Annotated in this window: 8 protein-coding genes and 1 pseudogene; all 9 read right to left on the bottom strand. The window is 45.6% G+C overall.

Annotated features, from left to right (window positions below; genetic code table 11):
- The coding region (locus tag RMO52_RS20020; RefSeq protein WP_310417782.1) for a SulP family inorganic anion transporter at positions 1-251 on the bottom strand (251 nt) is incomplete at its 3' end.
- An 8-nt stretch (positions 252-259) separates the two neighbouring features.
- Entirely contained in the window at positions 260-742 is a 483-nt protein-coding gene (locus RMO52_RS20025) for a universal stress protein (RefSeq protein WP_309741641.1), read from the bottom strand.
- Positions 743-849: 107 nt separating this feature from the next.
- Positions 850-1,695, bottom strand: coding sequence for a hypothetical protein (locus tag RMO52_RS20030; protein ID WP_310417785.1), 846 nt, complete (start codon positions 1,693-1,695; stop codon positions 850-852).
- Positions 1,614-2,195, bottom strand: a complete 582-nt coding sequence (locus RMO52_RS20035; protein ID WP_309741646.1) for a hypothetical protein — start codon at positions 2,193-2,195, stop codon at positions 1,614-1,616. Before RMO52_RS20035 ends, RMO52_RS20030 begins: the two co-directional genes overlap by 82 nt.
- Positions 2,196-2,369: a hypothetical protein gene (locus RMO52_RS20040; RefSeq protein WP_309741647.1), complete on the bottom strand. Its 174-nt coding sequence runs from the start codon at positions 2,367-2,369 to the stop codon at positions 2,196-2,198.
- A 102-nt stretch (positions 2,370-2,471) separates the two neighbouring features.
- Positions 2,472-2,720 (bottom strand): acetyltransferase, encoded by a 249-nt coding sequence (locus tag RMO52_RS20045; protein ID WP_309741649.1) that lies wholly within the window; start codon positions 2,718-2,720, stop codon positions 2,472-2,474.
- A 218-nt stretch (positions 2,721-2,938) separates the two neighbouring features.
- A pseudogene (locus tag RMO52_RS24835) lies at positions 2,939-3,639 on the bottom strand (phosphoribosyltransferase).
- Positions 3,640-3,859: 220 nt separating this feature from the next.
- Positions 3,860-4,216, bottom strand: a complete 357-nt coding sequence (locus tag RMO52_RS20060) for an isoprenylcysteine carboxylmethyltransferase family protein (protein ID WP_310417788.1) — start codon at positions 4,214-4,216, stop codon at positions 3,860-3,862.
- A 367-nt stretch (positions 4,217-4,583) separates the two neighbouring features.
- Positions 4,584-4,772, bottom strand: a 189-nt coding sequence (locus tag RMO52_RS20065; RefSeq protein ID WP_310417791.1) for a DUF1816 domain-containing protein, incomplete at its 5' end; no start/stop codon positions are given.

Consider the following 4,772-nt stretch of genomic DNA (forward strand, 5'->3'; position numbering starts at 1 on the left):
GCCGTAGTTGATTCTGGCCCAACTGAGAGTTGGCGCGACGAGCCAAATAGAGCATAAACGCACATCGCAGGTAGAATCGTCCATAGTCCGACGACAGGCGCAACGCCCACTAATTCCCCGTATGCCATACATTGTGGAATCAGATATGCCGCAACTGTAATGCCTGCGAGCAGATCTCCCCGCAACCACGCTCGCTGATAGCCCAATAATTGGCGCAAACCAGGCAATCTGAGCAAAAGTTTCTGTTGCATGTTCTTTGCTAGCTTGACAATGCTGGCAACTGAATCACCACCACCGAACAAGGCGCATGATGCGTGACATAATTGCTAGTGCTACCGAGAAAAACTTCACTCAACATTGATTTTTGATTGCGTCCCATCACAATCGTGTCCGCCGACCAATTTTTCGCGACTTCACAAATCACCGATCCGGAGTTGCCCAAATTCTGGGAAACCTCAACTTGAATCCCGCGCTTTTTAGCTTGTTCTGCATAAGTCTGAAGCCGATCGATACCTGTTTGTTCGTACTCCTTCCACTCCTTGGCATATTGTTCGAGTGCAACATCATTAACGATCGGAAACATGCCACCGACTAATGGACTAAATCCTATTGGTGTAGAGGGATTAATAATGTGTACAAGCAGCATCTGGGCACCAAATTTTTCAGCCAGTGCCGATCCAGATGCTAGGACTGCTTGTGATTCAGAGGATTCACCAATTGCAACTAAGATTTTTTTAAACATTAAGATCGTGCCTCGTTAATAATGTAAAGGTTAATTTTTGATAAATATGGCTTAAAACTAGCTTGACAATGCTGGCAACTGTCACAGGGGGGAATTGTTCGATCTCTTCAATTCCTTTTGCTGCTGTTGCAAATGCTTGCGGTAGGGAAATGCCCCCTGGAATTCGGCCCAGGATAAGCTACCAACTTGGCGAACCCTGGATAGTGACGATCGACTTGCTGAATTAACATTTGACCGATCCGCTCTTTTAACTGCTGATAATCGGCATCTCGATGCAGCCAAGGTTGAGTCTGCCACTGGGTAAAGGCTTCGTAATCCACCCAAGCAATAATTTCGGCTGTGTGTGCCGTCGCTTGGGGGTCTTTTAAAGACGGGAAGGAGATGTAGCATTGGGGTACCCGATCTGTGAAGATCCACTGTTTGCGCTGCTCGTAAGTGGCATCATGGTCGATCGATTCATAAATCCAGTGATTCTCACCCTGAAAGCCTAGCGATTCCCTTTCAGGGAGGCTGCGCCAACGCGGATCGTCTGCTAAACCCAGATACAGCGTCACATTGGTGGTTGGCGCATACTTCTGGACAAATTGACGCAAGGATTCCCGAAATGAAATGGGATAGTCTGCTGGAATCAGTTTGAGATAGGTGATTGCCCCTCCGGTATTAGAAATAATTATCGGGGCATAATAAGTCTCCAATGGGGACTCGATGGGGGCGTTTACTTTACGAACATTGACCCCAACGGCGCGACCATTTTCAATTAGAATTTCAGTGACTTCTCGATTCAGCAAAAACCGTCCGCCCTGCGCCGCCACGATTGTTTTTACGCTTTGAGCGATCGATCCCGCTCCACCAACTGGATAATAGGCTCCGTTCAAATAGTGCATGACGATCGTCGCATGAACCGCAAAGGGGCTTTGGGCAGGAGGTACGCCGTAGTCCCCCCATTTCGACACCAATAACGCCTTGAGCTGAGGATTAGTAAAATGGCGATTCTCCAAAAAGGAGACGCTACGCGAACGAGATAATCCTTTGTCGTCAAATCTAACCCGATCGGACTCCAAAGTTTGCCCAAATATCCGAGCGACTTAAATAGCCAATTCCCATTGAGGCGGGGAATATGGAGAAATAGTGCCGTTGCTGCTATGGGCAAATATCGGAAATATTGCCGAATCGCTGGCTGTTCCTGTGGGAATTGCTGGATCAGATCGGCTTGAAACCGTTTGGGGTCGCCGTACAGATTGAAGGTGAGGTTTGGATAGACAAACTTTTCAAATGGTTCGGGCATCTGCTGCCACTGCACTCCCTTCCGAGTTACTAAATCAAACAGTTGGCGCGTTGATGACCCTTCATTCATCTGCCCAACGTAATGAATCCCCACATCCCAGTGAAACTGCTGTCTCTGAAAATCATGGGTAAAGCCCCCAGCTTTAAAATGGCGTTCCAGAACTAACACTCACTTGCCGCGCAATTGTGTCATGAGGCTGGCAATAGTGAGCGCACCCATCCCTGAACCAATTAGAATCAAGTCGTAGGATCGATTCTCTTCCAGAGACGCTACGCGAACGAGATTTTCCGCAGGAGCGGCTCCGCCAACTGTGGCTTGAGTGGATTGAATCGCATTACTCATAAAACTAGCCTCAATTAAGATGGGAAGTTTAATCCCCGATCGAGGGTTGAATTTCCCACACCAGAACGCGATTGGAAAAGCATTTCTATCTTAGAGATTGCTTTATACCTTTAAGACTGCCATTCTGGACTGTCCGAGATGAAGATGTTCGCGATAATGACCATCTAGCCAACAGATTGGTAATGATTCTTCCGAAGGAAATCTCATTTCTGCTTTAGGAAATAAGGCGGGATCTTGCAGTTCTTCTCCAGCATGAGCCATGCCGAGCACCTCAGTCTTAAAGGGATCGAATAGATCGCTGAGTTCGAGAATTTCAACAAGTACTTGAGTCGGTCGATGTAGTAAAAACATAGAAGACCCCTCTCGGTCTGAATATGGGTTTAAAGTACACACTGACAACTAAGTTTAGTGTCTGCTTATTTCTTACTGTAGGGTAAAATCATGAGGAACTCGTGAGTATTTGTGAGATAGTCTATGTTTAAAATCTAAATTCTTAATAGATTTTATGAAGTATATCGATTGGGGTCGCCGAATTCATTTTGAATTCATCCAAAACTAGCTTCTTAAATCTACGATTGTGCGATCGAGCTTTGAGGATTGCAGGTCGTTGCATTTAGCAATTCACACACTTGTCGATCGGTAGTTTGAGTAAAATCCTCATACCACCGACCGATCCCAGAAAAATGTTTGGGTGTCATCAAGCACACGATCTCATCGACTTCAGCTCTCAATTCATTACAGGTGTCGAGCGGCGCGACTGGAATGGCAATAATTAGCCGTTGCGGTTGCTGGTGTTTCAGAACTCCAATGGCTGCTCGCATCGTCGAACCTGTTGCCAAACCATCATCTACCAAAACGATCGTCCGATCGCGGATATTCGGTAGTGGTCGCTCGCCCCGATAGATGCGATCTCGCCGTTGTAACTCCTGGAGTTCCTGCTCGCCAACTTCTGCAATGGTATGTCCAGCAATTCGCAACCAATCGAGCAGATCTTCATTCAACACTTCAAATCCGCCAACGGCAATCGCCCCATCGCCAGTTCTTTATTGCCAGGGACACCCAGTTTTCGCACCAAACAAATATCCAAGGGCGCATTCAGTGCTGTGGCTACTTCAAAGGCTACGGGTACGCCGCCGCGAGGAATTCCCAATACGAGGACATCGGGGCGGTTGGCATACTGGATGAGTTTGCTCGCCAATAATTTCCCAGCTTCAGTGCGATTGCGGAATCGGGTTTCGTTGGCGGAGCCTCCGCTCGGCGGAATCGTCATTACTATTACCTCCTTCAAGTCAAATAGAAGATCGTCAATTTGGACTCTAGATCGATAAGTTGAGGAACTCGTGAGGTCGATTACCTCCGGTAGGCTACGCCAACGATGACAGCTTCCCAATACATAACGTCTCTGTAAGATAAGATTGGGTTAGATTTAACAAGGCGTATTCTTTGTAAAATCCTAGCTACTCGGCTTAATTAAGTCACAAATTTTACAACTAATAAATCCAAGGAATCAACTTTTTCACAGAATTAGAGTAGCTTGCATAATCTGAAAACTTTTCTATGAGCCAAACTTCTTCCTTTTTCGACTTAGCATCAAAAAACACAAACAAAACGATCGAACCCACCAGATGCACCCAACTCATCTGCCAACTCGCATAGGCTAAAGCAAGATAAACCACCCCGCTCATCGGATGTCTAACAAGTCCATAAATACCAGTTTTCACTAACTGTCCATCATCTCTAGGGTGCGGCAATGGTGTAAGATTTTGACCTAGATCGAATAGCGATCGACCCAAGAAAACTATTGCTAAAATACTGAAGATAACAGTCAAAATCCAACTTGTATACACCCAAATAGATAAGTAAAAATCAATAAAACTAGGTGTAATCTGTGATATCAGTGCAAAGACAAGTAGTAAAACTCCTTGAGCAATTACCCAATATTCACCACGAGTACCTCGCCACCAACTAGTTGTGATGCCCCAATTTGATAATAATTTTATAAGCTATTTGTTATCATCTTAGCCGATTACCTCCGGTAGGCTACGCCAACGATAGCCACTGACAATGCGATCGCTATCGATAACAATTTAATCTCGCTATGCTCTCATCATCCGGCTGCTGACACCATCAGTCGTGCGCCCGCTCATTTCGTCGATATCTAACATAATTATGCTCCTAGTGATTTAATATTATTGAAGTTAATCTTGATTGATATCAAGAGGATTCACCTGTATCGTGGTCGATAGTTAATCTTACTGGCTTACAGCGTTTAACCTGTGTTTGGATGCCTTGAGCAAATTCATTCTCTAAATTTTCTACATAGTCTTTCACCGCTCCCTCAGCCTGAGTTGCATTAACAAATGGGCCGAAATAGTAAGTACAATTTGGTCTGTCGGGGCGACA

The organism is Chamaesiphon sp. OTE_8_metabat_110, assembly GCF_031382685.1.
In the GTDB taxonomy this organism is placed as follows: Bacteria; Cyanobacteriota; Cyanobacteriia; order Cyanobacteriales; family Chamaesiphonaceae; genus Chamaesiphon.

Excerpts from the sequence above, each read along its gene's own strand:
- RMO52_RS20045 (WP_309741649.1), bottom strand. The coding sequence starts at position 2,720 with ATGTTTTTACTACATCGACCGACTCAAGTACTTGTTGAAATTCTCGAA.
- RMO52_RS20040 (WP_309741647.1), bottom strand. The coding sequence starts at position 2,369 with ATGAGTAATGCGATTCAATCCACTCAAGCCACAGTTGGCGGAGCCGCT.
- RMO52_RS20025 (WP_309741641.1), bottom strand. The coding sequence starts at position 742 with ATGTTTAAAAAAATCTTAGTTGCAATTGGTGAATCCTCTGAATCACAA.